Below are 23,430 nucleotides of genomic sequence, written 5' to 3'. Positions count from 1 at the left end.
AGCTCGTCCAGCCGCTCGTAGAGGCGGGTGACGTACGCCTGCTCCCTGGCGAGTTCCGATTGACGGGTTGCCGCCAGACCATTATTGTGGTTAATGGGACACTCCGGGCCATTCTGCTTGTTGTTACGACAAACGACGAGATTAGCATGCCTGTCGCGGCGCTCTCCCGCGTTTTACTCTCTCCCCTCTCCCGTGCGGCCCCTTCATTCTGCGCGACCCTCTCTTCGGTACGGTCACGGGTTCGCCGCACCTCTTGACCGGACGCCCCGGCGCTCCTTACGGTCACCTTCGGTTAGGAAAGTTTCCTAACCTCCGGGGGGAAGAGGTGACAGTGAGCGGTTCCGTACCGGGCACTCCCAGTCTGCTACGCGCGATCAACGATCGCGCGGCCCTGCGCCTGCTTCTGGAGCGCGGGCCGCTCACCCGTCCCGAGCTGGGCGCGCTGACAGGGCTGTCGAAGCCGACGGCGTCGCAGTTGCTGCTCCGCCTGCGCGAGGCGGGGCTGGTGGTGCTGGACGGGGTGCGGGAGGGGCTGCCTGGCCGTACCGCCGAGGTGTACCGGGTCAACGCGTCGGCGGCGTACGCGGCCGCGCTGGACGTCACCTCGGGCAGGATCGAGGCGCGGGTGGCGGACCTGACGGGGGCGGTGGTCGGCGAGCACGTGCTGGAGCCGCCCGGCGGCGACCTGATCGGCGGGCTGCGCGCCGCGCTGGCCGGGGCGCGGCCTCCCGCACCGCCGCGCCATCTGGTGATCGGGGTGCAGGCGGCGGTCGACCCGACGACGGGGCGGCTGGGGTACGCGACCGCCGAGGACATGCCCGGCTGGCACGTCGACGACCTGGTGGACCGGCTGTCCATGGGGCTGGGCGTGCCGGTGTCGGTGGAGAACAACGTCAACCTGGTGGCCCTGGCGGAGCGGGCGCACGGGGCGGCCGCGGGCACACCGGACTTCGTCCTGCTGTGGGCCGACGCGGGCATCGGCTCGGCGATCGTCCTCGGCGGCCGGCTCCACCGTGGCGCGACGGGCGGTGCGGGCGAGGTCGGCTACATGCCCGCGCCGGGCGCGCCCACGGCACGCGAGAGCGGCCCGTACGCCGACCACGGCTTCCAGGCGTTGTCCGGCGGCGCGGCGGTGCTGCGGGTCCTCCGCCGGCACGGCATCCCGGGCGCGGACCTCCGCGAGACGGTCAGGAACGCGGCCCGAGCCGCCGAGGACCCGCCGGCGGGCCCACCGCAAGAGAGCACGGCGGCGAACCCGCCGGACACCCGCATGGCCGGCGCGGTGGACGCGGTGCCCGCGGGTTCGGGTGAGGCGGCGTTGCGGGAGGTGGCGGGGCGGCTGGCGGTGGGGCTGGCCGCGATCACCTCGGTGATGGATCCGGCGCTGATCGTGCTGACCGGGGCGGTGCCGCTGGCGGGCGGGGAGCCGCTGCGGCGGCTGATCGAGGAGGAGCTGCACGCGCTGACCATCGCCCGCCCGCGGATGCGGCTGTCGCAGGTGGCGGGCAACCCCGTGCTGGTGGGAGCGCTCGACCTGGCGCTGGCCACGGTGCGGGACGAGGTGCTCGACTCCACGGGCGTGACGGGTTGACGTCACGCCCTCGACCGCTTCGCCGCCGCCGAGGCCGCGAAAGCCCGGCTGCCTGCCCGCTTCGTCCACCTTTGACACTGTCGTGGGCGTGACAGAGTAGGCCTGTCCCTGGCGTGTCACGCGTGCCCTCATCATGCTGCGGTCATGGACGGGTTCCTGGACACCAGCACGAGCGGCATGACCGAGTTGCGGGTGCACGGCGTGTCCGGCACGCCGCCCGGGGAGATGCTCAACCATCCGCATCCCCTGCTGGTCGCGGGCGACGGGACGACGGGGTTCTACCGGCGCTGGTGGCCGGCGGGCCGGCCGGAGACCGAGGACGCGGACGTGCCGGGCGAGCGTCACCGCGAGGCGTACGCGTGGGCCGGGCTCACCTCCGGCGGCCGGACCATCGCGCTGTGGCTGCTGCTCCTGCCGTTCGCGCTGGCCAACCTGGCGTACTTCATGCTGCCCAGGCCGGAGGGCGGGCGGCCGGTGCGGCGGGCCCTGGAGGCGGCTCAGCGGCTGTTCGCGCTGCTGCTGACGGGCACGCTGGTGGCGGCCGTCACGCGGGCCAGCGTGGATCTGATCGGCTGGCAGTGCACCGCCGCCGGGCGGGCGTGCGCGTACGCGACCGCGCCCGGCTGGGTGCGCTGGATGGCGGAGCTGTGGGGCGCCGAGCACTCGCGGCGGCTGGCCGTGACCGCGCTGGTGCCGCTCGCGGTGGTGGTGGTGCTGTGGGTGGTCGGGCGGCGGACGTGGCAGCGGGACGAGCGGACCGCCATGCCGCCCGACGGGTTCGAGCGGCCGGGCGTGCTGCTGGCCCGGCCGCGGCTGTGGCACGGCGACGAGCCGGTGCGGCGGCTGCGGGCGGTGCACGTGGCGTTCGCCCTCGGGTGGATCGGGCTGGCCGTGGCGGCCCCGTTCACCCGCTCGGGCCTCGGGCTGGTGCTGGCGGTGGCGAACGCCGTGGTGCTGGTGGCCGCGGTCCTGGCGGTGGTGGCGCCGGGGGTGGCGCGGCGGGTGGATCCGGGCGCCGACGATCCCGGCGGGGCGGTGCTGAGCCGGGTCTGCGCGGCGCTGGAGGCGGCGGGCGCGGCGGTGCTGGCCGTGACGCTGGTCGCGGCGGCGGCCGGGCTGCCCGGCGCGTCCGGTTCGCGCCAGTTGCCGGGGGTCGGGGCGGGGACGGTGCAGTTCGTGCTGACGCTGGGGCTGGTGGCGTTCACGCTGGCGGGCACCTGGTGGCTGGCCCGGCGCGACCGGGGGACGGGGCCGCGGGCGCTGGGCGGGCTGGCGAGCTGGTTCGCGCTGCTGGTGGCCGCGGCCGTGGCGAACGCGCTGGGCCTGGGCGTGATGTTCTGGACGGCCTCGTTCTTCGGCGTGCCGGCCTCACCGGGCGCGGGCGGGCCGGTGGGCCACAGGCTGTTCCTGGACGAGCCGGTGTGGTGGACGGCCGCGCTGGTGCCGGTCCTGGTCGCGGGCCTGGTGGTGGTCGGGCTCGTGCTGTGGAACGCGCGCAGGTCCGAGGCGGCCCGGCTGACTCCCGGGCTGGAGCCGCACTACGGGCGGCACAGCGAGGAGGTGGCCGGCTGCTGGGCGCTGGCCGGGCTGACCGACCGGGCCGGGCAGGTGCTGGGGCTGCTGACCGGGATCGGGCTGGCGGGGTTCGCCCTGGTGACCGTGTTCTACCAGTTCCGGCTGCTGAGCCCGGTGGACGGGCTGGCCGGGCTGTTCGCCACGATCGGCAGCTGGGCGATGGCCGCGTTCCTCGTCGGGCTGGTGCTGCTGGGCCGGCGCGCGTACAGCGATCCGGGGCTGCGCCGGACGATCGGGATCCTGTGGGACGTGTCCACGTTCTGGCCGCGCGCCACCCACCCGCTCGCCCCGCCCTGCTACACCGAGCGGGTGGTGCCCGAGCTGATCTCCCGGGTGCGCCGGCTGGCCAGGGATGACGCCGATCTGGTGCTGCTTTCCGGACACAGCCAGGGCAGCGTGATCGCCGCCTCGGTGGTGCTGCAGCTCGACCCGGCGGCGCGCGGGCGGGTGCGGCTGCTCACGCACGGCTCGCCGCTGCGGCGGCTGTACGCGGCGTTCTTCCCCGCCTACTTCGGGCCCGCCGCGCTGGGTGCGGTACGGGACGCGGTGCCCTGGTTCAACCTTTACCGGCTGAGCGACCCGATCGGCGGGCCCGTCCTGGGGCGGGTGGACCCGTTCGGGCCGCGCGAGTCGCTGTCGGCGGTGGACCTGTTCTGCTGGGACCCGGCCAGGCCGGAGCCGGGCGATCCGCTGCCGGAGACCCGCTGGCACGCCGGTTACTGGTTCGACCCGCCGTACGCGGAGGCGCTGCGCAGGCTCACCACGGCGACCCTGCGCGGCGGGTGAGCGGCCGCTAGTGGAGTTCGAGGATGAAGGCGGCGGCCAGCGCGGGCGCGCACGGCCAGGCGGCGCCGCAGGAGGCGCAGGCGTGCGCGGCTCCGGCCCGGTGGGCGTCCAGCGCGCCGGCCGCCCTGGCGAAGCAGGTCTCGCCCAGCGGGTCGTCGTGAGCGGGCTTCGTACCGAGGAGAACGGCCATGTCGGTCACCTTCGCTGCGTGTTCGGCTGCGCTCACTCTCTCCCGCCGGAGCGTCGCCGTCCGGGTCGAAGGACTCGCCCGGACCGCGTCTTCGGCCACACTTGACCGAAAGGCGGGTCAGCGGGCCAGGATGGCGGCCACGCGCTCGCGTACGGACGGGGTGTCGAGGCCGCGGACGGTCAGCGTGGTGCGGCGGCGGACCACGTCGTCGACCGTGACCGCCCACTCGTGGTCGCGGGCGTAGACCGCCTGAGCCCAGATGTCGGGGCCGTCGGGGTGGATGCGCTCGCCCAGGCCGGGGTCGTCGCGGATGAGCCGGGCCAGGTCGAAGGCGATCGAGCCGTAGTGGGAGGCGAGGTGGCGGGCCACCAGGGGGTCCATGCGGGCGTCGGGGTCGCGCTCGGTCCACAGCCGCATGGCCACCGCGTCGGGGCTCGCCAGCCCCGGCAGCGGCACGGCCGGCAGGATGTCGGCCAGGTCGTCGCCGAGCGGGTGGCCGGGCAGGTGGGCGAGCGTGTCGAGGACCACCCGGCCGATGTGGCGGTAGGTGGTCCACTTGCCGCCGGCGACCGACAGCATGCCGCCCGTGCCGCGGGTGAGCACGGTCTCGCGCTTGGCCGCGGTCACCTGGCCCGGGCCGCCGGGGAGCACGCGCAGGCCGGCGAAGGAGTAGGTGATGTCGTCGCGGCCCAGCTGGGAGCCGAGCACGGCGTGGCCGGCCTCGTCGAGGATCTGCGTGATGTCGGCCTCGGTGGGGCGCACCTCGGCCGGGTCGCCCTCGTAGGGCTCGTCGGTGGTGCCCAGCAGGAGGTGGTCCTCCCACGGGATGGCGAACGACACGCGGTACTTGTCGATCGGGATGGTCAGCGCGGCCTTCCAGGGCTCGTGGCGGCGCAGCACCAGGTGGGCGCCCTTGGACAGGCGGATGCTGGGCTCGGCGCCGGGGTCTTCCATGCGGCGCAGGTGGTCGATCCACGGGCCGGTCGCGTTGAGCACCAGCCGGGCCGACACGCCGAACTCGCCGCCGTCGAGCCGGTCGCGCAGCTCGGCGCCGGTGACGGTGGCGCCGGTCTTGCGCAGCCCGACGACCTCGGCGTGGTTGAGCACGGTCGCGCCCGCGTCGACGGCGGCGCGCACGGTCATGACCGCGACCCGGCTGTCGTTCATCTGGTGGTCGCCGTAGACGGCGGCGGAGCGCAGGCCGTCCATCTTGAGCGCGGGCACCCTGGCCTGCGCCTGCTGCGGCGTGATCACCTTGCCGACGCCGTCGCCGAACACCGACAGCGCGGAGTAGAGGAAGACGCCCGCGCCGAGCTTGGCCGCGCCGTGGGGGCCGCCGCGGTAGATCGGGACCACGAACGTGAGCGGTTTGACCAGGTGGGGGGCGATGTCGCCGGCCAGCGCCCGGCGCTCCCTGTGGTTCTCCGCGACGAGCTTGACGTTGCCGGTCTGAAGGTAGCGCAGGCCGCCGTGGACGAGTTTGGACGAGGCGCTGGAGGTGGCCCCGGCGAAGTCGCCGGCGTCGACCATGGCGACGCGCAGCCCCGCCTGGGCGGCCATCCAGGTGACGGACGTGCCCAGGATGCCGCCGCCGATGACGAGCAGGTCGTAGGAGACCCGGCTCAGCTCCTCGCGCGTCTCGGCGCGGGTGGTCATCGCGGCGGTGCTCTTGGCGATCATGTGGTGCTCCAGTCGAGGCGGCGCCTCTATGATCTCACGCGGCCGGCGGTCGATCGGGCCCGGCGCTCTCGCCGCCCCGGGTCACGTCGGGGGCGCGGTGCTCGTACGGGGTGCTCAGCACCACGGTGGTCCGGGTGGACACGTTGGCGGCGGCCCTGATCTGCTGCAGGAGCTCCTCCAGCGCCACGGGGGACCCCACGCGGACCTTGAGGATGTAACTCTCGTCGCCCGCGACGCTGTGGCACGCCTCGATCGCGCTCAGGTGGGCCAGCCGGTCGGGGGCGTCGTCGGGGGCGGCCGGGTCGATCGGCTTGATCGAGATGAACGCGGTCAGCGGCAGCCCGATCGCGTCATGGTCGACGATCGCGGCGTAGCCGCGCACCACGCCGCGCTTCTCCAGGCGGCGCACCCGCTGGTGGACCGCCGAGACCGAGAGCCCGGTCTCCCTGGCCAGGTCGGTAAAGCTCATCCGGCCGTCGCGGGCCAGCAGCGCGACGATCCGGCGATCGATCTCCTCCATCGGTCAAAGGTAGCCGGTCGCGTTCACGACATGGACCCGACGGGAGAGGCGCCCATGCGCATCGCGTGCTCGACGAGGGTCACGAGCACGTCCCTGCCGGACTCGCGGCGGCGGGCGTCGCAGCGCACGATCGGCACGCCGGGGTCGAGGCCGAGCGCCTGGCGCACCTCGCCGATGGTGAAGGGGCGGGCGCCGTCGAAGCAGTTCAGCGCCACCACGAAGGGCTGGCCGCGCTTCTCGAAGTAGTCGATGGCCGGGAAGCAGTCGGCCAGGCGGCGGGTGTCGGCCAGCACGACGGCGCCGAGCGCGCCCAGCGCCAGTTCGTCCCAGACGAAGAAGAACCGCTCCTGGCCGGGGGTGCCGAACAGGTAGAGGGTGTAGTCGCCGCGGATCGTGATGCGGCCGAAGTCCATGGCCACGGTGGTGGTGGGCTTCGTCTCCACCCCGGTCAGGTCGTCGACGGTGACGCCGGCGTGGGTGAGCATCTCCTCGGTGCGGACGGTCCTGGTCTCCGACACCGCGCCGACCATGGTGGTCTTGCCCGCGCCGAAGCCGCCGGCGATCAAGATCTTGATCGGGACGGGCAGCCGCCAGTGATCAGAGCGCCCGAAGTCCATCCAGCACCGCCTGTACGTCCCTCCGCGGCCGTGCCGCGCCCGCACGCCTCGGCCCGATCAACGGTGCTTGTCAAGGCGAGTCAGGGAGATCCATCTGCCTGGCATCGAGTCACCCTAGCAATGCCGTAAACCCCACTCAAGCACCCATGCCTCTTAAAAATCAATATGTAACTTTTGTCGCCTACAGCACCTTCAGGTGGGGCGGATTTCTCCACCGAGTAAACCCGGTTGTCAGGTCATCGAACCGCTTCACCACTTCTGATGGTCATAGCCCGAAATATTGTGATAACCAGCACTAAAGCCGATTTGTCGCCACAAGTAGGTGGCCGTGCGTGGACTGCGCTCCCGTACCCCGTGGATCAGCTCGCCCGCGTCGCGGGCGAGGCCGGTCATGGCCTCGTTCACGTCGGCCCTCGCCACCCCGAGCAGCAGCACGTTGAGCCCGCCCCAGCTCAGGTCCCTGCGGTACGAGGCGAGGTCGCCGAGCAGGTGGAGGTAGCGCTGCACCTGCTCGCTGGCCGGGCGCAGGTCCTCCAGGTGATCCCTGACCCACGCGTCGCCGGCGTAGATGAGGTGGGACAGGTCGACGAAGCAGGTGCCGCGGCTGTCGGCGTTGCCGACGTAGCGGTCGAGCGAGACCTCGGCCGCGGTGTCGCGCCACACCCAGGCCCTCCCCATGCCCGCCAGGGTCCTGCCGAGCTGCTCGCGCCAGAGCCAGTGCAGGTCGGCGAACTCCTGGACGGTGGCCAGCTCGTCGCGCAGGTCGGCCAGGAAGCGGGTGACGGCCGCCCTGGGCGCGGCGCCGTCGGCGACCGCCAGGCAGTCGCCGATCAGCTCGTTCACCTGCTCGCGGGTGGTGGCCGTGTGGTCGACGAGCCGGTCCAGGGCGAGCACCCACAGCGCGGCGCGGTTGACCACCTTGAGCCGCTCCGCCGTGGCCCACGGCGCCCCGAACGCGCTCGTCAGGGTCAGAGCCGAGTAGATTTCCGGGCCGAACGCCGCCCCCGGGAAAAGGCCTCCGTACATCTGGGCACAGCGCCGCAGGTCCCTGTCGCACTCGGCCGCCAGCGCGCAGGTGCGGCCGAGTTCGAAGGCCTCGTCAAGCTCGCCGGGGGTCCTCACGGCCGCTCGGTCGGGAACATCGGCGACTCCCCCCAATAACCGGCTGATATCGCTGTGTAGCGAATTGTCACATGATCAGCATCATCCGATCAAGGTACAGCAGCGTGGCGTCAGGCCCCGATGGCGATGAACGAGACGTCGTCGCCCCTCGCCCGCCTCAGCGCCTCGGCCAGGCCCAGCCCGCTGCTGAGCCCGGCGTGCAGCCGGACCATGAGCGGGACCGCGTTCTCGTCGTTGACCGGCACCACGCTGGCGACGATGCCCGCGGTGCCGAGGTGGAGCAGCGCGGTGGCCAGGCCGAGCAGCTCGTCGGCGCCCACGGCGGCCATCTGGGCGGAGTCGCAGCTGGACAGGACGAGCCGGTAGGGGGCGCGGCGCAGGCGTTCGAGGTCGTAGCCGGTGAGCGGGCCGTCGTCGAGATGGAGCGAGGAGAACATCGGGCTGTCGGCGCGGAAGGTGCCGTGGGCGGCCACGTGCGCGAGCCGGCAGCCGTCCACGGCTTCCAGCACCGCCTGCGCCGTGGCCGTGCCTCCTTCCAGCACGGTGAGCCCCGGGTCCTCGTACAGCTCCTCGATGGCCTGGATCTCGGCCTTGGCGTTGGGCACGTCAGGCCCGCCGACGAGGACGACGCCGCCGCCGGGTGGCGGCGCCGACGCGCGGGCGCGCAGCCAGGCGGCGGCGGACGGCGCCACGCTGAAGGCGGTCTCCCGCAGCGACGGGAGCAGCCCCCACGGCGCGGCGTGCAGCACGCTGGGCGGCACCACCACGCACGGCCCGCCGGCCAGCAGGGGGGCGACCGGCCCGAGCACGGCCTCCTCCAGCCGCCGTCCCAGCGCGGCCAGCTCCCCCGGGTCGGGCCGGAGCTGGTAGGCGAGGCGGCGCAGCCGGGACCGGGCGAACTCCGTCTCGGCGACCGCCCGCTCGGCCGGCCCGACGGCGTAGGAGCGCACCCGCCCGTCGCCGCACAGCAGCACGTGCAGGGTGCCGTCGATGAGCACCAGCTCGGCGAGCCGCCCGCCGGGGCCGAGCGCGTCCAGCACCCGGCGGCAGTCGAAGCCGCGTTCCTCTCGCCAGCCGGGGCCGCGCAGGCGCAGCGTCCCGGCCCGTACCCGGGCCTCCAGCGCGGCGCGCTCGCGTTCGAGGCGAGGGGCGGAGGCGGCGCCGCCGGAACGCGCGGCGGCCAGCAGCTGGTCGACCCGGCGCAGCGCGGCGAGCCGGCCGAGCAGCTCCTGATCGTCCGCCGGCGGCACGGGCGGCACGGCGATCGCGGTGGCGCGCCAGCGCTCGGTCCAGCCGAGCAGCTCTCGGCTGCGTCCGGCGCGGCGCAGGTGGCGCAGCGCGAGCTCGACCAGTTCGGCGCCCTGGGCGGTGACGAGCGCGCGCAGCTCCGACGAGCCGAACGTGAGCCGGTGCTCCTCGATCAGCTCAAGCCCGGCCCGGCAGGCGCGCAGCAGCCGGCGCGGCTGCCCGGCCGCCTCGGCCAGCAGCGCCTCGGCCAGCCACCCGCCGGCCCGAGCGGTGGCGGACCCGCCGTGCCTGGCCCGCGCCGCGGCGGTCAGGTGGCGGTCGGCCTCGGCGGCCCGGCCGAGCTTCAGCGCGATCCGGCCGGCCAGCAGGTGAGCCTGCCACGCGTCGGGAGAGCCGAGCTCGCCGAGCCGGCCGGCGAGGCGGCGGGCGTCGGCGAGCAGCCGCGGCGTGGCCCCCTCCGCCAGCCCGGCCTGGACGAGGATGAGCCGGGCGTGCTCGGCCCACCAGGCGCGCCGCTGCCTCGCGAACAGCGCCCGGGCCTCGGCGGCGCGCTCGCGGGCGGTCGCCGGGTCGGCGGCCAGCAGCGCGGCCCTGGCGGCGAGCAGCAGCAGCTCGGCCCGCCGGGTGGCCTGGCCGCGCAGCCGTGCGATCAGCCGCAGCCCGGCGTCGGCCTGCTCCAGCGCCTCGCGGGCGAGTCCGGCGGCGAGCATGACCGCGCACCGGTCGGCGACCAGGTCGGGCATCGGGGTGCCGAGCCGCTGGAACCCCTGGTCGGCCTCGTCGAGCAGGGCCAGCGCGGTGGGCAGGTCGCCGGCCACGAAGGCGGCGACGCCCCGGTTCTGCACGGCGACGACCGAGTCGTGCTCCTGCCTGGTGGTGGCGAACATGCGCTGCGCGGTGCGGAAGTCGGCGTCGGCGGCCCGCACGCCGCCGAGCGCGAGCTGCACGTGGCCGCGCAGGCTGAGCGCGCGGGCGGCCCACACGGTGTCGCCGGCCCGGCGCAGCGCCGGCGCGGCCACCCCGAGGTCGTCGAGCGCGTCGCCGTGCCGGCCGAGGATCCAGCGGGCCCCGGCCCGCCGGAAGAGCACGCGGGCGCGGGTGGTGCCGGTGGCCCGGCCTGCGGCGGAGTCGAGCGCCGACAGCCCGGAACGGGTGCGGCCGTGGTGCACGAGCGCGATGCCGAGGGTGGCGAGCACGTCGGCCTCCCGGTCCGGCGAGCCGGACCTGCGCGCCAGCCGCACGGCCTGCCGCAGCTCGCCGATCGCGGCCTCGATGTCGCCGAACTCGCGGTGCAGGATGCCGATCGCCTGCCGCGCGATCGAGGAGTCGTACGGGCCGCGCCGCCCCGCGAGGATGGCCCTGGCGGCCTGGAGCGCCTCTTTGGGGCGCGCGAACACCATGGCGAGCACGTCGTGTGAATCGCCGGGTTCGCGGGGCCCAGACACGCATAGATGGTAGAGCCGCCCCAGGCCCGCGTCCACGTGGTGTATCAACCGCCGGCACGGGCGCTCATAAGTGTCGGGGCGGCCTGATGGACTGGCCTCCCGCCGGCCAAGGCGACACTCCCCGGGAGGAACCGACGATGACGACACCGGATCCGGGTGGCGACGCCCGCTTCTGGACTCAGCTGGAGATGGTGAACGCCGCCCTGCCCGACGGCCTGCGCGCGGTCGCCGGGCCGGAGGGCGCCACGCCCGGCTCCTCGGTCGCGCCCGGATACGCCGAGCTCGACGGGCACGTCCTGGTGCCCGCGCAGGACCTGGAGCGGGCGGGCAACATGGTCCAGGACCTGGTGCCGGGCGAGGCCGACCCGCGGGTGGTGTGGCCGCCCGAGCACGACGCGGGCCGGGTGTCGGTGCGCCGCCTGTACGTGGGCGACCGCAGCGCCCGGCTGGTCGCCGACACGCTCACCGCGCGCCGGATGCGGGCCACGCCGGTCCACCTGGTCTCGGTGGCCGGGGTCAATCTGTGCCCCGGCGACGAGCCCGTGCCGGCCTCCGGGCCGCTGCGGCCGCCGCCGGGCGCCCGCGACGCCGGCGCCGGGGTGCGGGTGACCGTGCTCGACACCGGGCTGGTGCCCGGCTACCTCGACCACCCGTGGCTGGCGGCGGGTTCCGGCGACCCCGCGATCCCGGCCGTCGACGGCGACGTCACCGACGAGGTCACCGGCGGCGTGATCGGCCCGTACACCGGGCACGGCACGTTCGTCGCGGGGGTGGTGCGCTGCACCGCGCCGGCCGCCGACGTGCGCGTCCACCGGACGTTCCCGTACGCGGGCGCGGTGCCGGAGGACGAGCTGGGGCTGGCCGTCCGTGACACGCTCGGCGCCCACGGCTGGCCCGACATCGTGTCGCTGTCGGCCGGCACCCGCACGCGCGACGCGGCGGCGCTGCTCGGCCTGGCCGACTTCATGGCCGAGCTGACGCTGCACCCGGAGACGGTGCTGGTGGCGGCGGCGGGCAACGACGGCGGCACCGACCCGTTCTGGCCCGCCGCCTACGCCGGGCAGCCGGTCAACGCCTCCGGCGACCTGGTGGTGTCGGTGGGCGCGCTGCGCGAGGACGGCCTGGGCAGGGCGTGTTTCAGCAACCACGGCGACTGGGTGACCGTGTACGCGCAGGGCGAGCGGCTGGTGAACGCGTTCGCCTCCGGCCAGTACACCTACGGCTACCCGCACAGCGCGTCCTGCCGCCACTCCGACACCCCTCTCTACTCCGGCTGCACCTGCGTGGGGGTGATGAAGGCGGGCGACACGGCCACGTTCACCGGGCTCGCGCAGTGGAGCGGCACGTCCTTCGCCACCCCGATCGTGGCCGGGCTGATCGCGGCCCGGATGTCCGAGGCCGGCATCTCGTCGCGGCAGGCCGCGCGCCAGCTCGTGGCGGGCCGGCTGTCCGTACCGGATCTCAGCGGTTACCTGCGGTGACGGGACGTTCTCCTGTCCTGGAGCGGCTCACGAAATATCATGAGCTTTCCGCCCCTGGACCGAAAAGGACGTTGGACGACACCGTGGAAGACACCGCGCTGGACGACACCGCAGCCCTCGTCAAAGCAGCCGCCGGCGGGGAGGCCGACGCCTGGAGGGAGCTCTACCAGCGCTTCAGCGGCCTGGTGTGGGCGGTTTCCCGCGCCTACCTGCCGGTTGCGGCCGACGCCCAGGACGTCGCGCAGACCACCTGGTTCCGGTTCGCCGAGAATCTCACGAGGATCCGCGACCCCGAACGGGCCGGAGCCTGGCTGGCCGCCACGGCCAGAAACGAGGCGCTGCGCGTGATCCGCACCAGCGGCCGGGCCATCCCGGTCAGCGACGTCGCGCTGATCGGGTTCGACGTGGACGAGCGCTCGCCCGAGCTGCTGCTGCTGGAAGCCGAGGAGGAGGTCGCGGAGGCCGAGCGCGCCCAGGAGGTCTGGGCGGCCTTCCAGGAGCTGTCGGAGCGCTGCCGGCTCCTGCTGCGCGTCCTCATAGCCTCGCCGAAGCCCACCTACCAGGAAGTCGCCACCGGCCTGGGCATCGCGGTGGGCAGCGTCGGTCCCATGCGGGGACGCTGCCTGAAGCGGCTCGGAACGCTGGTGGAACGACGCGGAGTATCCGGGAGTTCCGAGTGAACGACATGGATGACGACCTCGCTCTGGAGAACGAGCTGCGCGTGATCGCGCGCCTGCTGGATCCGGTGCCGCCGCAGCTGATGGAGGACGCCATGCAGGCGTTCACGCTCCGGACGCTCGACGCCGAGCTGGCCCTGCTCGCCTTCGACTCGTGGGACGAGCAGGCCGCGACGCGGGTCCGCGGATCGGGCGCGCCCCGGCTGCTGACGTTCCGCACGGCGACGGTGGAGGTGGAGATGGAGGTGTCGGGGCCGCGCCTGATGGGGCGGCTGGTCCCGGCCGAGGAGACGGACATCCGCGTGCAGCGCCGCGACGGTGAGCAGCGGGTGCGTTCCGACGCGCTGGGCCGTTTCACCGCCGACGCCCTCGCACCCGGCCCGCTCCGGCTCCGGGTGGTCCCGCGCGGGGGCGGGCCTGTCGTCACCTCCTGGATCCGCGTCTGACAGGCCCATCGGGTGGCGGATTCCCCATGCGGTGGGGATGACCGGGTGCGCGCTGTGTGCGCGCACCCGGCCGTGCGTGGCGGGCGTTCCCGGCGATGCCGCCAGGACCCTTGGATGAGCATCGCCGTTCCCGCCGCCACGCGGCTTCGTGGCCGGCCGCGCCGGTCCCCTCCTCCCGGCGCGGCCGTCACCGTGCGGGAGCCGGGCAGGCTCCCGCCTCAGGACCCGGCTAGGGGTTCTCCCCGTAGGCGGCCAACCGGGCGGCCAGCGCCACCCTGGAGCCGATGCCGAGCTTGGTGTAGATCTTCCCGATGTGGTATTCGACGGTCTTGACGCTGATGAGCAGCTCGCGGGCGATCTGCCGGTTGGTCAGCCCGTCGGCCACCAGCGTCGCGGTGCTGAACTCCTGCGGCGTCAGCCCCAGCCGCGCCGTCACCGCCGGCTCCAGCCCGCACGCCTCCAGCTCCTGCGCGCACCGCGCGACCATGGGTCTGGCCCCCAGCCCCGCGAAGTCCGCCCGCGCGGCCTGCAACCGCTCGGCCGCCAGCCTCCTCCTTCCGGTACGGCGCAGCAGCCGGCCCAGGTCGAGCAGCACACGTGCCTCCTCCATGCGGCATCCGGCGTCGCCCGCGAGTTCGAGCGCGGCGGTGAAGCGTTCCTCGGCGGCGGCTGGAACGTTCCGCGCGGCGAACAGCAGACCTTCGAGCCTGGCCCGCTGGGCACGCGCGCGGGGCCCGTCACCGGCGTCGGCCAGGCCGTCGAGCACGACCTGCGCCTCCTGCAGCGCGCCCTCCGCCACGAACGTCTCCACGAGTTGCGGCCGCGGATCGGGCACGAACGCGTCCCCGGCGGTGGGCGGCGCCGCCCCGGCCCCGAGCACGGCCATGGCCAGATCCGCCTGCGTCTCGCCGAGCACGCTGCGCTGGCGCCCGGCCTCCTCCCGCGCCGCCGTGACGTGCGCCAGCGCCCGGTCGTGCTCGCCCCTGGCGGCCAGCGGCGCCACGCACGCCACCTCCAGGCACGGCAGCAGCCACCGCTGCCCCAGCCCTGCGGCCTCGGCCACGGCCCGCTCGGCCCGCTCGACCGCGTCGTCCCAGCGACCGTCGCGGTACTCGGCCACGGCCAGCAGGGCCAGCGCGAGCAGCCGGTGGCAGGGCAGCCCGGCCACGGCCAGCTCGCCCGCCGCCCGGTCGAGCACCTCGCGGGCCGGGCCGACCTCATCCTCTCGCAGCAGCCGCACCGCCTCGGCCAGGCTCCCCGGAGGCGCCTGCGGGCACGGGTCCCCGGCCAGGGCCAGCACGTCGTACGGTCGCGCGGCGGGGCTCTGGATCGGCTGGTCGAGCGCCAGCCTCGCCCACCGGGCCGCCTCCGGCCGGTCGTCGCCGAGCAGGCGCAGCCACGCGAGCCGCTCGGCGACGTCGGCCGCGTACGGCGTCTCCCGATGCGACCACGCCTCCTCCAGCAGCCTCCCGGCGTCCTCCAGGCGGCCCTCGGCCAGGGCGAGCCTGCCGAGCACGTAGCGGCGCACGGGGCGCGGGTCGGCGTTCGGCGACGCGGCCAGCTGGGCGGCGCGGACGACGTCGCCGCCGACCAGCACGTGCTCCAGGGCCGCGGTGCGCAGCTCGTCGCGCCTTCCGGCGGAGTGGGTGAGCCCGGCGGCCAGCTCCAGGTGGGTGGCGGCCTCGTGCCACAGCCCGTGCTGCGCCTCCTTGGCCGCGTACCAGGCCAGTTCCTCGGCCAGCCCTTCGTCGGGGCCGGACGCGGCGGCGGCCCGGTGGCGCAGCTCGGCGCCGGTGTCGCCGGCGATCCGGGCGGCGGCCAGGTGGAGCCGCGCCCGCGTCCCGGCTCCGAGAGCGTCGTAGGCTGCGGCCCTCCCCAGCGGTTCCCGGAACCGGATCGCCCGCCCGGCCTCCTCGACCAGGACCCCGGCCTCCACCGCGTTCTCCAGCGCGTCCAGCTCCGGTGTCCGGGCGCCGGTCGCTCCCTCCGTACGGGCTCCGGTCTCCGGGGAGTGGTCGGCTCCAGCCCTCGCCGCTGTGCCGGCCATCGCCCTGGCCACCGTGGCGGCCTCGTACAGGGTGCAGCCGTCCCCCAGCACCGCGCACGCCGCGATGAGCGCCCGCGCCCTCGGCCCACAGGATCGCAGCCGCCGCATGAAGGTGGCCGCGTACGTGACGGGGGCGGGCAGCCGCACTCCTGGGTCGGCGAGCACCGACGCCGGGAAGGCGGCGAGCATCGCGCGGGCGTGCAGCGGGTTGCCCAGGGTGTGCGCGTGCAGCCGCGCCGCCGCCCGTGGGGGCAGCGTCTCCCTGGCGGACGCCTGGCCCGTGCTCGCCCCTGTGGCGCCGGGTCCCCTGCTCAGCACCATGAGCGCCGGCCCGGCGCGCCCGCTCTCCTCCCCGGGCGGCGGCTCCCCGTTCTTCTCTCCCCCCGGGAGCCGCCGCCTCGTACCGGCCGCCTTTCCAGGACTCCCCATGTCCTTCGGCGGCCGTCCCCCGGTCGCGCCCTCAGGCGCCCGTTCGGGCAGCCTGGCCAGTTCCGCGACCGAGAGTCCCTGGAGGGAGATCCGGCAGGCGCCGTCGCCGGTCAGCAGCCGCCGCAGACCCACCGGCAGCCACGGATCGTCGGCGTCGCGGCAGACGACCAGCACCAGCACCCGCTCGCCGCCGAGCCTCCGCACGGTGTAGCAGAGCGCGCGCAGCGACGGCCGGTCGGCCCACTGCGCGTCGTCCACCAGCACGACCACGGGCCCGTCGGCCTGCGAGCGGCGGATCGCCTCACACATGGCCTGGCCGACGGTCCACGGATCGTCCCCCGCCACGTCGGGCAGCAGCTGGCGGACGATCCCGTACCGCAGGTGCCGTTCGCCGGCGTCGCCGCAGGCGGCGAGCGTCCGGACCTTGGAAGCGTCGCCGAGCGCTTGCCGGATGAGAGCGGTCTTGCCGATGCCTTCCGGCCCTTCGACCACCGCCCTGCGGGCAGGCCCGGCGGCCGACAGGCGCAGCTCGGCTCGTAGCAGGTCGAGCTCGGCTTCTCTCCCCACGAACATCGCTTCCTCCCTCCCTCGCCTTTCCCAGAGGTGGTTGGAGCGGATTTGATACACCTTTGAATCACGGTGTGGCAGCGGTCACACTCGCGCGGGCATCGGCTGCCGTTCGGGCGACGAGGCCGCCTGCCCGAGCTGCGCCGGCCGCTCGTCCTGGGCGTCATGGCCGCCGCCGCGCTCGTCGTCCACCGGCTGCCGCGCAGGAGCGACCGGCCGTGAACCGCCGCCCGGCCACGGCGGCACCGCGGACAGCACCAGCACCGCCCCGGCCGGCGTGATCCCCGCCGCGTAGCCGCGGCTGCCCGCCCCGGCTTCGGCCCCACGATCGCCCGGCCGTCAGCCGCTGACGAGCTCCAGGAGACGGCGCGCTTCCTCGGCCATCCTGCTGCCTCCCCGGCGGGCGGCCACCTCGGCCAGCCGTTCGATCCCGGGCCGTCCCCGCACCGGGGCCAAGGGCGCCAGGGGGCCTGCCGTCCGCGCGTACGCCGCGGTCTCGGCGGCGACGGCCAGCAGGCCCGCCAGACCGGCGCGGGGCCGCTCGCCCGGCGCGGGCAGCAGCGCGGGCAGAGCTTCGGCGAGAACACCCCACACCCCCGTGTACGCGCCGGCGGTCGTGGCCTGCTGCAGCGCCTCGGTCAGAGCGCCCAGCCTGACCGCGTCCGCGCCGAGGAGCTGGACGACGGTCCGGCCCACGGCGGCGGCGGGCAGCTCGCCCCGGGTGGTCAGCGTGACGAGCGCGTCGACGGCGTGGCCGCGCCGCTCAGGCCGGCGGTGGCCGAGGCCGAAGGTGACGACGGCCGCCACCGCGTCGCCTGCGGGCCCGTCAGCGTGCGCGAGCGCCGCCACGATCGCCTGGACCCTGTCGCTGCGGCTGAAGCCCTGAGGGAGGAAGCGGGCCAGATGGGCGGCGACGACCTCCCGGTGCGACGGCATGATCGCGGGCCACGCCGCCATGGTGTGCGGGTACGACAGGTAGCGCGCCCCGTCGAACGGCGTCCACAGCTCGGCGATCGGCGGCGGGATCTCCCGCGGCGCCGCGATCCGGCCGTCCACCTCTACGGACGCGGAACCGTACTGATTCGCCCTCGTCCGCACCTGGCACGTCACGTCGGGATCGGGCAGGCCGCCACGGCGCAGCCAGTGGGCCAGCGCCCGTCCGGGCGCGGACCCGAGCCGGTCGGCACGCTCGGCCAGTGCGGGGTCGAGCCGCCGCGGCAGGCGCAGCAGGGCCTGGTGGAAGTCGGCTTCGAGCGGCTCCGCACCGCCCGGCGACTCCATGCGCTCCAGCAGCGTCACCGGGTCGACGTGGCCGGTGGGCTCGGTGGGGGTGGCCAGCAGCACGGGCGCGCTCCCGCCCGACTCGAACAGCTCGATCACCTCGTTCAGCCGCCGGGCCAGGAACCGCTGGAGCGGGTGCGGGTAGTTCCAGTGCACGTCCTGGGCGACCATGTCGTCGGGCACCCCGCTCTCGCCGGGCGCCACCACCGCCAGCGCGCACCGGGCCAGCAAGCGCTGCAGGTCCTGCTGGGGGCCGGTCAGCAGGTACGGCTGCCGCTCGGCCGCCGTCCGGTGCCACGGCCGCAGGGCCTCGGCCAGGGCGTCGCGGTCGCGGTGGGCCAGCGTCACGAGCGCGGCGAGGATCCGTTCGGCCCGCTGCAGCTCCATCTGCCAGCTCATGGCGCCCAGCTCGTACGCGACCTCGCCGGGGGTCGTGATCGGAGGAGGCAGCGGCGCGAGCCCGCCGGGCACCGGCGCGGGCGGAACCGGCCCCACCTCCTCCCGCACCGGGATCGGCCCGATGACGGCGCCCAGCCGCTCCCGCCACCGCACGGGCAGCCCGCCCGCCGCCTCCCGCACCACCTCCACCGCCTCCAACGCACCGCCCCCGGCGACGTTCTCGATGTCTCCCACCTCCCCCGCGAGGCTCTCGGCGGCCCGCCCATCCCTCACGAGGTTCTCAGCGGCCCCCGCATCCCTCATCAGGTTCTCGGTGGCTTGCGCCTTCCTGGCGAGGCCGTCTCCCGCTCGGCGCGTAAGGGTCCTGCCGTCTCCCGCTTCGCGCGCAAGGTTCTCGGTGGCTTGCGCCTTCCTGGCGAGGCCATCTCTTCCCGCCCCGCGTGTAAGGGTCCCGCCGTCTCCTACCTCCCCCACGAGCGTCTCGAAGGGCCCCGCATCCCTCACGAGGTTCTTGGCGGCCCTCGCTTCCCTCGAAAGGATCTCGACGGCGCCCACCTCCCCCGTGAAGTTCTCGCCGTTTGCGACAACCGCCGGTTTCTGCGGCTGCTCGGTGGCCGGTGTGTACGCGCGGCCCTTCGCGGGCTTCCGACGAGGAGCGGCGGGGGACTCCGGGGTGGAGGGGGTGAGGGCCTGGTGGGCGAGGGTGGTGGCGAGGCGGGCGGCACGGTCGCGGAGTGCGGGGGACTCCTCGGAGAACACGGTGGCGAGGGCGTGCAGGGCGGCGGGGGCCCGGGAGGGCGTGGTTCGGTCGGCGATCCAGGAGAGGGCCGCGGCGACGTTCTTCTTCTCCGGGCGGAAGGCCAGCGACCGCACGGCCTCGCCGAACAGCTCGTCGTCCAGCAGCCCGGCCGCGTCGGCCCGGCGCAGCTCCCCGGCCAGCAGCCCCGCCAGCGCCGGGGACGCCGACGGCAGCAGGCGGACGAAGTCGAGCACCGGGATCTCGGTGACGTCCACGGCCAGACAGCTCCAGAGCGTCACGAACGGCGCGACCTCCTCGGGCGCTCCCCCGGCCATGAACCGGCCGGCACAGCCGTCGACCATCGTCTCCCGCTTGACCAGCCCGTCCGCGGCCATGCCCGCCAGGCGTGCCGCCGCGGAGACGCCGTGGTTGCGGGCCTCGCTCCAGTTGAGCGCAGCGGCCACCCCGGCCGCCTCGAACAGGCGGGGCGCCACGACGTCGAGCAGCGGCGGCACGTCCTGTGTCATCCAGACCGCCATGGCCAGCCGCCACGCCCAGCCCTCGGCGAAGGCGTCGTTGCCGGGTGGCTCGACGCCGGTGGCCTCGACCAGCGCGGCGGCCAGCTCCCAGTTGGGCACCCGTTCGTCGGACCCGCGCCGCCGCACCGGCCTCAGCCCTTCCACCAGGCGCACGGCGAGGTCGGCACGCCACTCGTCCGTACGGGGGGAGAGCAGGGAGACGATGCGGGCGGCGTCGGTCCGCGGGTTGCGCACCTGGCGCAGGTCCTGGCGGTCGAGCCAGTCGGCGACCTGCGCCGCCCCGCTCAGGCACGCGGCCCCGGCGGCGCGCAACCTGGGGGCCCGGTCCTGCAGCCACCAGCGGCCCTCCATGCCCTCGCGCCGCACCTCGGCCACGTACGAGGGCAGGTGCGCGGCGACGGCTCGCCTGCCGAGGTCGTTGAGCGAGTGCAGGAACGTCACCAGCTCGTCGAGCGTCCCGTCCTCGATCTTGTCGACGACCTCCCGCCACGGGTTCACCTGAGCACCTCCGCCTGGTCACGCCCGCGCAGGGGGCGTCCCAGGCGCACGATGCGCCGGAACGGCGACGGGCATGGCACGGACGCTAGCGATCACCCCCGACATTCCGCCCCACGCCGCCCACCACCCGCCCGTACGCCACGACGGGCCGGTTCGCGCGCCCCGGCATCACGACGTTGACGACACCGGGGCGGCACACGATCACACGACGACGAGCTCCCGGGTGGTGACGTTGAGACGGTCGGCGCCTGATTCGGTGCAGACGACGATGTCCTCGATCCGCGCCCCGTGTGACCCCTGCAGGTAGATGCCGGGCTCGATGGAGAAGGCGAAGCCGGGCTCCAGCGGCTCGCCGTTGCCGGCGACGATGTACGGGTCCTCGTGGCCCTCGACGCCGATGCCGTGGCCGGTGCGGTGGATGAAGTGGTCACCGTAGCCCGCCTCGGCGATGATGTCGCGGGCGGCCGCGTCGATCGACTCGCACGACACCCCGGGGCGGACGGCCGCGCAGGCCGCGTCCTGGGCGCGGCGCAGCACCTCGTAGTAGGCGGCGAAGTCGGCCGGCGGCTCGCCGACGCAGTAGGTGCGGGTGGAGTCGGAGCAGTAGCCGCTGGGCATCTGACCGCCGATGTCGACCACGACCGGCTCGCCGGCCTGGATGACCCGGTCGGACACGTCGTGGTGCGGGCTGGCCCCGTTGGGCCCGGAGGCGACGATGGTGAAGTCGACGGTGGCGTGGCCGGTGGCGAGGATGGCCTCGGCGATGTCGCGCGCCACCTCGCGCTCGGTGCGGCCGGCCCGCAGGAAGCCGGGCACCTGCCGGTGCACGGCGTCGATCGCCTCGCCGGCCTCGCGCAGCGCCGCCACCTCGGCGGGCGACTTGCGCATGCGCAGCTCGCGCAGCACGCTCCCGGCGAGCACCTGCTCGGTGTCGGGCAGCACGTCGCGGAAGCGCAGCGACGCCATCGCCCACATGCGGTCGGCGACGCCGACCTTGCCGACCGGCCCGAGCCGGTCGGCGGCGATCCGGTAGGGATCGTCCGTCTCGTCCCAGGCCACGAACTCCAGGCCGAGCCGGGAGGCGGGCGACGCCTGCGCGGCCGGCAGCTCCAGCCTGGGCACGATCATGTACGGGTCGGCCGCGGCGGGCACCACCAGGCAGGTCAGCCGCTCCAGCGGCTTGGCGTCGTAGCCGCTGACGTAGCGCAGGTCGGGGCCCGGCGTGAGCAGCAGGGCGTCGACACCGGCCTTGGCGGTTGCCTCCCGCACGGCGGCCAGGCGGGACACGGGATACAAGTCTGAGGACGTCACAGGCTTAATGTACTCGCCTAAAATCCGCGAAAAGCTCTCACCACACCCCATTCCCCAGGCACACAGCGCACGTGCATCATCACGTACTGTGATGTCAAATGTCCCGTTCCCACACCGGCCGGAGGTCCCGATGAGCATGCTCGACGGCGACATCGAGCTGCTCGCCGCCCGACTGGCGCACGCCCAGCGGCTGGGCAACATGGGCTGGGCGGAGTGGAATCTGCGCACCGGCGGCATCGTGTGGTCCGAGCAGGTGTACGCGATCTTCGGCAGGGACCCGGCGCAGGGCCCGCTGCCTCTGGCGAACCTGGCTGCCTACGTCGAGCCCGCCGACCTGGCCGCGCTGGACGAGCTGCTGTGGACGGTGACGCAGGGCGTGGAGCCGGTCCAGGCCGAGTTCCGGGTCCGCCGTGCCGACGGTGACGTGCGCAATCTGCGCATGGTCCTGGAGCCGCTGATGGCGCCCGGCGGGCCGACCGGCGTGCACGGGGTGATCCAGGACATCACGGGCCGCCGCCGCGCCGAACGCATCATGTCGGAGTCGCGCCGCCAGCTTCTGGAGGCGCGGGTGCAGGCCGCCGAGGAGCGGCACGTGATGCTGGCGCTGCGCGAGGCGATCCTGCCGGAGCCGGTCGGCTGCCTGGACCTGCCGCACACCAGGATCGCGGTACGGTACGTGCCCGCGGAGAAGACGGCGAGCCTGGGCGGCGACTGGTTCGAGGCGGCGGCCCTGCCCGACGGGCGGGCGCTGCTGGCCATCGGCGACGTGTCCGGCCACGGCCTGCCGGCGATCGCGCACATGGCCCAGCTCCGCCACGCCCTGGTCGGGCTGACGATGACGGGCGAGCCGCCGAACCAGCTGCTGACCTGGCTGAACGACCTGGTGCTGCACCGTCTGGCCGACACCACCGCGACGGCGATCATCGGCCATCTGGACGCGGCCACCCGGGTGTTCACCTGGGGGCAGGCGGGCAACCTGGCGCCGGTGCTGGTGCGCGACGGCGTGGCCAGCAGGCTCGCCCCGCCGCGCGGCATCCTGCTGGGCGCCACCGGCGAGGTGCCCTACCAGCTCGCCACGACCCGGCTGCGGGGCGGCGACCTGGTGCTGATGTTCACCGACGGGCTGGTGGAGCGGCGTACCCGCGACATCGACGAGGGCCTGGACCTGGTGATGACGGCGGCGTGCAAGCTGCCGGACCGCGACCTGGACGAAGGCCTGGACCGGCTGCTGGAGGACATCGGCGGCCCGAACCCGGAAGACGACGCGTGTCTGCTGGCGGTGGGCATACTGGGCACGTGCTGATGCTTCTGGACACTCCCTCGCTCTACTTCCGCGCCTTCTACGGCATCCCTGAGACGATCACCGCGCCCGACGGCATGCCGGTGAACGCGGTGCGTGGGCTGATCGACATGATGGCCACGCTGGTGCGCGGCCACTCCCCCACCGGGCTGGCGGCCACCATGGACGCCGACTGGCGGCCCGCCTTCCGGGTGGCGGCGCTGCCCTCGTACAAGGCCCACAGGGTCGCCCACGGCGACGTCGAGGAGGTGCCGGAGGCGCTGGTGCCGCAGATCGCGGTGATCGAGCAGGTGCTGGACGCGCTCGGCATCCCCCGGCCGCAGTCGCCGGGTTACGAGGCCGACGACGTCATCGGCACGCTCACGTACCGGGCGCCCGGCGCGGTGGACATCGTGACCGGCGACCGCGACCTGTTCCAGCTCGTCGACGACGCCCGCCCGGTGCGGGTCCTCTACACCGCGCGCGGGGTGCGCAACCTGCAGCTGGTGGACGAGGCGTGGGTGAGCGCCAAGTACGGCATCCCGGGCCGCGGCTACGCCGACTTCGCGACGCTCCGCGGCGACCCGAGCGACGGCCTGCCGGGTGTCCCGGGTGTGGGCGAGAAGACGGCGGCGGCGCTGGTCACCCGGTTCGGCTCGCTGGCGGCGATGCTGGAGGCGCTCGACGGGGGCGGCGCCGAGGGGTTCCCCGCGGGCGCGCGCAACAAGCTGGCCGCCGCGCGCGACTACCTGGAGGCCGCGCCGGTCGTGGTCAAGGTCGCGCACGACGCGCCGCTGCCCGACGCCGACCTGACGCTGCCGGTCAAGCCGCGCGACCCGGAGGCGCTGGTGGCGCTGGCCGACCGTTATGGGCTCGACGGGCCGCTCAACAGGTTGCTGGACGTGCTGAACCGCTAGGGCGCACGAGAATCCGACATATGGGTTTAATGCCGCGAGTCGCCCG

Annotated in this window: 17 protein-coding genes; 8 read left to right on the top strand and 9 right to left on the bottom strand. The window is 74.7% G+C overall.

The genetic code is table 11. The annotated features are described in order from the left end of the window. The first annotated feature begins 331 nt into the window (after positions 1 to 331). Together FR742_RS14455 and FR742_RS14450 are read left to right on the top strand one after the other, a co-directional pair. The gene (locus FR742_RS14455; RefSeq protein WP_148031446.1) at positions 332 to 1,591 is read left to right on the top strand and encodes an ROK family transcriptional regulator; all 1,260 of its coding nucleotides are present in this window, start codon (positions 332 to 334) and stop codon (positions 1,589 to 1,591) included. A 144-nt stretch (positions 1,592 to 1,735) separates the two neighbouring features. After that, positions 1,736 to 3,952: a hypothetical protein gene (locus tag FR742_RS14450; RefSeq protein WP_148031445.1), complete on the top strand. Its 2,217-nt coding sequence runs from the start codon at positions 1,736 to 1,738 to the stop codon at positions 3,950 to 3,952. Positions 3,953 to 3,959: 7 nt separating this feature from the next. Here FR742_RS14450 and FR742_RS14445 read toward each other — a convergent pair whose 3' ends face one another. The 6 genes from FR742_RS14445 to FR742_RS14420 form a co-directional block, all read right to left on the bottom strand. Beyond that, complete coding sequence (locus FR742_RS14445; protein WP_148031444.1) at positions 3,960 to 4,142, bottom strand: hypothetical protein; 183 nt, start codon at positions 4,140 to 4,142, stop codon at positions 3,960 to 3,962. Positions 4,143 to 4,259: 117 nt separating this feature from the next. Continuing rightward, positions 4,260 to 5,822, bottom strand: a complete 1,563-nt coding sequence (locus tag FR742_RS14440; RefSeq protein WP_148031443.1) for a glycerol-3-phosphate dehydrogenase/oxidase — start codon at positions 5,820 to 5,822, stop codon at positions 4,260 to 4,262. Positions 5,823 to 5,856: 34 nt separating this feature from the next. Then, entirely contained in the window at positions 5,857 to 6,342 is a 486-nt protein-coding gene (locus FR742_RS14435) for an Lrp/AsnC family transcriptional regulator (RefSeq protein ID WP_148031442.1), read from the bottom strand. A gap of 23 nt (positions 6,343 to 6,365) precedes the next feature. Then, on the bottom strand, positions 6,366 to 6,959 hold the full coding sequence (locus tag FR742_RS14430; RefSeq protein ID WP_148031441.1) for an ATP/GTP-binding protein: 594 nt from the start codon (positions 6,957 to 6,959) through the stop codon (positions 6,366 to 6,368). A 249-nt stretch (positions 6,960 to 7,208) separates the two neighbouring features. Next, entirely contained in the window at positions 7,209 to 8,081 is an 873-nt protein-coding gene (locus tag FR742_RS14425; protein WP_148031440.1) for a terpene synthase family protein, read from the bottom strand. A 110-nt stretch (positions 8,082 to 8,191) separates the two neighbouring features. Next, positions 8,192 to 10,774: a CHAT domain-containing protein gene (locus FR742_RS14420; RefSeq protein ID WP_148031439.1), complete on the bottom strand. Its 2,583-nt coding sequence runs from the start codon at positions 10,772 to 10,774 to the stop codon at positions 8,192 to 8,194. Between the two features lie 137 nt (positions 10,775 to 10,911). Here FR742_RS14420 and FR742_RS14415 point away from each other — a divergent pair, with 137 nt between their 5' ends. The 3 genes from FR742_RS14415 to FR742_RS44535 all read left to right on the top strand — a co-directional run bounded on the left by FR742_RS14415 (position 10,912) and on the right by FR742_RS44535 (position 13,378). Next, the gene (locus FR742_RS14415) at positions 10,912 to 12,255 is read left to right on the top strand and encodes a S8/S53 family peptidase (RefSeq protein ID WP_148031438.1); all 1,344 of its coding nucleotides are present in this window, start codon (positions 10,912 to 10,914) and stop codon (positions 12,253 to 12,255) included. Between the two features lie 71 nt (positions 12,256 to 12,326). Further along, positions 12,327 to 12,935: an RNA polymerase sigma factor gene (locus FR742_RS14410; protein WP_219545710.1), complete on the top strand. Its 609-nt coding sequence runs from the start codon at positions 12,327 to 12,329 to the stop codon at positions 12,933 to 12,935. Further along, positions 12,932 to 13,378, top strand: coding sequence for a hypothetical protein (locus FR742_RS44535; protein WP_187281145.1), 447 nt, complete (start codon positions 12,932 to 12,934; stop codon positions 13,376 to 13,378). The genes FR742_RS14410 and FR742_RS44535 overlap by 4 nt, the downstream gene beginning before the upstream one ends. A gap of 229 nt (positions 13,379 to 13,607) precedes the next feature. On the opposite strand, the gene FR742_RS14400 is transcribed toward FR742_RS44535, so the two are convergent. Next, a complete protein-coding gene (locus tag FR742_RS14400; RefSeq protein ID WP_148031437.1) occupies positions 13,608 to 16,427 on the bottom strand; it encodes an AAA family ATPase in 2,820 nt (939 codons plus the stop codon). Between the two features lie 66 nt (positions 16,428 to 16,493). On the opposite strand from FR742_RS14400, the gene FR742_RS44530 reads away from it, so the two are divergent. Then, positions 16,494 to 16,643, top strand: coding sequence for a hypothetical protein (locus FR742_RS44530; RefSeq protein ID WP_187281144.1), 150 nt, complete (start codon positions 16,494 to 16,496; stop codon positions 16,641 to 16,643). 117 nt (positions 16,644 to 16,760) lie between these two features. Here the strand turns inward: FR742_RS44530 and FR742_RS44525 are convergent, their stop codons facing one another. Then, complete coding sequence (locus tag FR742_RS44525; protein ID WP_187281143.1) at positions 16,761 to 19,877, bottom strand: DUF6493 family protein; 3,117 nt, start codon at positions 19,875 to 19,877, stop codon at positions 16,761 to 16,763. Between the two features lie 201 nt (positions 19,878 to 20,078). Next, positions 20,079 to 21,188: a Xaa-Pro peptidase family protein gene (locus tag FR742_RS14390; RefSeq protein WP_261808523.1), complete on the bottom strand. Its 1,110-nt coding sequence runs from the start codon at positions 21,186 to 21,188 to the stop codon at positions 20,079 to 20,081. A gap of 130 nt (positions 21,189 to 21,318) precedes the next feature. Between FR742_RS14390 and FR742_RS14385 the strand changes: the two genes are divergently transcribed. Together FR742_RS14385 and FR742_RS14380 are read left to right on the top strand one after the other, a co-directional pair. Beyond that, positions 21,319 to 22,491 carry a PP2C family protein-serine/threonine phosphatase gene (locus FR742_RS14385; protein WP_148031436.1) on the top strand — a complete coding sequence of 391 codons (1,173 nt, stop codon included), beginning with the start codon at positions 21,319 to 21,321 and terminating at the stop codon, positions 22,489 to 22,491. Then, positions 22,491 to 23,384: a 5'-3' exonuclease H3TH domain-containing protein gene (locus FR742_RS14380; RefSeq protein WP_148034548.1), complete on the top strand. Its 894-nt coding sequence runs from the start codon at positions 22,491 to 22,493 to the stop codon at positions 23,382 to 23,384. Before FR742_RS14385 ends, FR742_RS14380 begins: the two co-directional genes overlap by 1 nt. Positions 23,385 to 23,430: the final 46 nt, after the last annotated feature.

The sequence above is a fragment of the Nonomuraea sp. C10 genome, assembly GCF_008017515.1.
Taxonomy (GTDB): Bacteria; Actinomycetota; Actinomycetes; order Streptosporangiales; family Streptosporangiaceae; genus Nonomuraea; species Nonomuraea ferruginea.
The sequence above is the reverse complement of the archived record's forward strand: the minus strand, read 5'-3'. Positions and strand labels throughout refer to the sequence as shown.

What these genes read in the sequence shown, in the direction of transcription:
- FR742_RS14450 (WP_148031445.1), top strand. Translation starts at nt 1,736, where the DNA reads ATGGACGGGTTCCTGGACACCAGCACGAGCGGCATGACCGAGTTGCGG.
- FR742_RS14445 (WP_148031444.1), bottom strand. Translation starts at nt 4,142, where the DNA reads ATGGCCGTTCTCCTCGGTACGAAGCCCGCTCACGACGACCCGCTGGGC.
- FR742_RS14440 (WP_148031443.1), bottom strand. Translation starts at nt 5,822, where the DNA reads ATGATCGCCAAGAGCACCGCCGCGATGACCACCCGCGCCGAGACGCGC.
- FR742_RS14435 (WP_148031442.1), bottom strand. Translation starts at nt 6,342, where the DNA reads ATGGAGGAGATCGATCGCCGGATCGTCGCGCTGCTGGCCCGCGACGGC.
- FR742_RS14430 (WP_148031441.1), bottom strand. Translation starts at nt 6,959, where the DNA reads ATGGACTTCGGGCGCTCTGATCACTGGCGGCTGCCCGTCCCGATCAAG.
- FR742_RS14415 (WP_148031438.1), top strand. Translation starts at nt 10,912, where the DNA reads ATGACGACACCGGATCCGGGTGGCGACGCCCGCTTCTGGACTCAGCTG.
- FR742_RS14400 (WP_148031437.1), bottom strand. Translation starts at nt 16,427, where the DNA reads ATGTTCGTGGGGAGAGAAGCCGAGCTCGACCTGCTACGAGCCGAGCTG.
- FR742_RS14385 (WP_148031436.1), top strand. Translation starts at nt 21,319, where the DNA reads ATGAGCATGCTCGACGGCGACATCGAGCTGCTCGCCGCCCGACTGGCG.
- FR742_RS14380 (WP_148034548.1), top strand. Translation starts at nt 22,491, where the DNA reads ATGCTTCTGGACACTCCCTCGCTCTACTTCCGCGCCTTCTACGGCATC.